At 65.3% G+C, this 2,297-nt stretch carries 4 protein-coding genes; all 4 read left to right on the top strand.

All coding sequences use genetic code 11. From position 1 onward, the window contains the following. Nucleotides 1–231: OmpA family protein (locus ACESL8_RS02215; RefSeq protein WP_372915503.1), on the top strand; the 231-nt coding region annotated here is incomplete at its 5' end. Nucleotides 232–287: 56 nt separating this feature from the next. Next, nucleotides 288–1,193: a methionyl-tRNA formyltransferase gene (gene fmt, locus ACESL8_RS02210; protein WP_372915505.1), complete on the top strand. Its 906-nt coding sequence runs from the start codon at nt 288–290 to the stop codon at nt 1,191–1,193. Then, nucleotides 1,190–1,951 (top strand): tRNA pseudouridine(38-40) synthase TruA, encoded by a 762-nt coding sequence (truA, locus tag ACESL8_RS02205; protein ID WP_372915501.1) that lies wholly within the window; start codon nt 1,190–1,192, stop codon nt 1,949–1,951. Before fmt ends, truA begins: the two co-directional genes overlap by 4 nt. A 113-nt stretch (nt 1,952–2,064) precedes the next feature. Further along, a complete protein-coding gene (locus ACESL8_RS02200; RefSeq protein WP_372915499.1) occupies nt 2,065–2,193 on the top strand; it encodes a hypothetical protein in 129 nt (42 codons plus the stop codon). The last annotated feature ends 104 nt before the right edge of the window (nt 2,194–2,297 follow it).

Below are 2,297 nucleotides of genomic sequence, written 5' to 3'. Positions count from 1 at the left end.
GTGCGCGTAACGCTGGAAGGCCATTGCGATGAACGCGGCACCCGCGAGTATAATCTTGCGCTTGGCGACCGCCGGGCCAATTCGGCGAAGAATTTCCTTGCCAGCCAAGGCATCGACGTCGCTCGGCTCGCCACGATTTCCTATGGCAAGGAACGCCCTGCCGTGGATGGCAGCGACGAAAGCGCCTGGGCACAGAACCGCCGCGCCGTGACCATGGTGATGAGCCGGTAATTCCTCTTCCCCAATACGGGACAAGCCGATAACAGCCGTGCGCCATGGGGAATAAACTGCGGATCATCCACATGGGCACGCCTTTTTTCGCGGTGCCGGCGCTCGATGCGCTGGTCGCGGCGGGGCACGAGATCATCGCGGTCTATACGCGCGCGCCCAAACCAGCGGGGCGCGGCAAGCAATTGCAGCACAGCCCCGTCCATGTCCGTGCCGAGGCGCTGGGCATCAAGGTGTTCACCCCGCGCACCTTCCGTGATCCGGCGGCAGTGGATGAATTCCTGGCTGTGGCCCGTGACTGCGACGTGGCGGTGGTGGCGGCCTATGGCTTGATCCTGCCGCGCGCTGTGCTGGCTGCGCCGCGATTGGGCTGTATCAACATCCACGGATCGATCTTGCCGCGCTGGCGCGGCGCGGCACCGGTGCAGCGCGCCATCCTGGCCGGCGATGCCATCACCGGCGTCACCATCATGCAGATGGAGGAAGGGCTGGACACCGGCCCGATGCTGGCCGGGCACGAAACGCCCACCGCCGGCAAGACCAGCGGCGACCTGTTTGGCGAACTGGCCGCGCTGGGCGCCGATTTGCTGATCGATGTGCTGGCGCATCCGCGTGCCGCCGTGCCGCAACCAGAAGCCGGCGTGACGCTGGCCGCGCGCATCAACAAGGCCGAGGCGCATCTTTCCCCCGCCCTGCCCGCTGCCGTGCTGGAAGCCCGTGTGCGTGCCTTCAACCCCGCACCGGGGGCCTGGCTGGAAATCGGCGGTGAGCGGGTGAAGATATTGGCGGCCACCATTGAGCCTGGCCCCGCCGCGCCGGGCGTGACCGTGGACGACAAGCTGGGCATCGGCACCGCAGACGGCATCTTGCGCCCCACCACCGTGCAACGCGCCGGCAAACCCGCCATGCCGGCGCGGGCGCTGCTCAATGGCTGGCGGGTGCCGGCGGGCACACGTGTTGCATGACGCGTTTTCGCTTCACGGTGGAATATGATGGCCGGCCGTTCATGGGCTGGCAGCGGCAGGATCATGGCCCTTCGGTGCAGGCTGCAATCGAAGCCGCCATCGCCAATGTCACTGGCCAAACGGTGGCCGTGTTTGCGTCGGGCCGCACCGATGCCGGCGTTCACGCCCGCGCCATGCCGGCCCATGCCGATATCGATTGGGCGCGTTCCCCGTTCCGCCTGATGGAAGCGATCAATGCCTGGTTGCGGCCGCAGCCGGTGACGATCATCGATTGCGCCGAGGCCCCGGGCTGGCACGCCCGTTTCGATTGCACCGGGCGGCGCTATCGTTACCGCATGATCAGCCGGCGCGCGCCGCTCACCTTTGATGCCGGGCTGGCATGGCGGGTGCCCGCGGCGCTGGATGCCGACGCCATGCAGGCAGCGGCACGATTGCTTGTTGGCCAGCATGATTTCACCACGTTCCGTTCCGCCAAGTGCCAGGCCAAATCGCCAGTGCGCACACTGGATCGGCTGGAAGTGACGCGGGCGGGCGAGGAAGTGCACATCTTCGCCGCCTCGCGCAGCTTTCTTCACCACCAGGTGCGATCAATGGTCGGTTGCCTGAAACTGGTGGGCGAAGGCAAGTGGAGCAGCGCCGATCTGGCCGACGCGCTGGCTGCCCGTGACCGCGATGCGCTGGGCCTCAATGCGCCGCCCGATGGCCTGTATTTTGTGGGCGCCACCTACGCGCAAGTGTCGGTGGGCTTTACAGGTTGATGGTTTGGGCTTTTTGCAGGCGGCCTCATTTCAGCAGCTTGCACCCGGCGGAGCAATTGGCACGCATATTGCAATAATTATTGGCCACCTGATTTCCGCAAAGATCGATCACCATGCAAGATGGTTCGCGCATCGCCAACGAACGCCACGGCAAGCCCGTCATCCGCCGTGTCTGGCTGTGGCTGGGCCTTGTCATCGGAACGACTGGCGGCGTGTTGGCAGGCTGGCTGATCGCTCTCTGAAACCGCTGGCTTATCGCCAGGCCAGTTTAATTGGCGGCTGGTTTATCGCCAGCCGAGTGCTTCACCCATGATGTGAAAAATCACATTCTGCTCCATCACGCCGC

This window comes from Sandarakinorhabdus sp. (genome assembly GCF_041689835.1).
Taxonomy (GTDB): domain Bacteria; phylum Pseudomonadota; class Alphaproteobacteria; order Sphingomonadales; family Sphingomonadaceae; genus Sandarakinorhabdus.
Note: the sequence above shows the minus strand (reverse complement) of the source record. Positions and strands in the feature narration are given on the sequence as shown.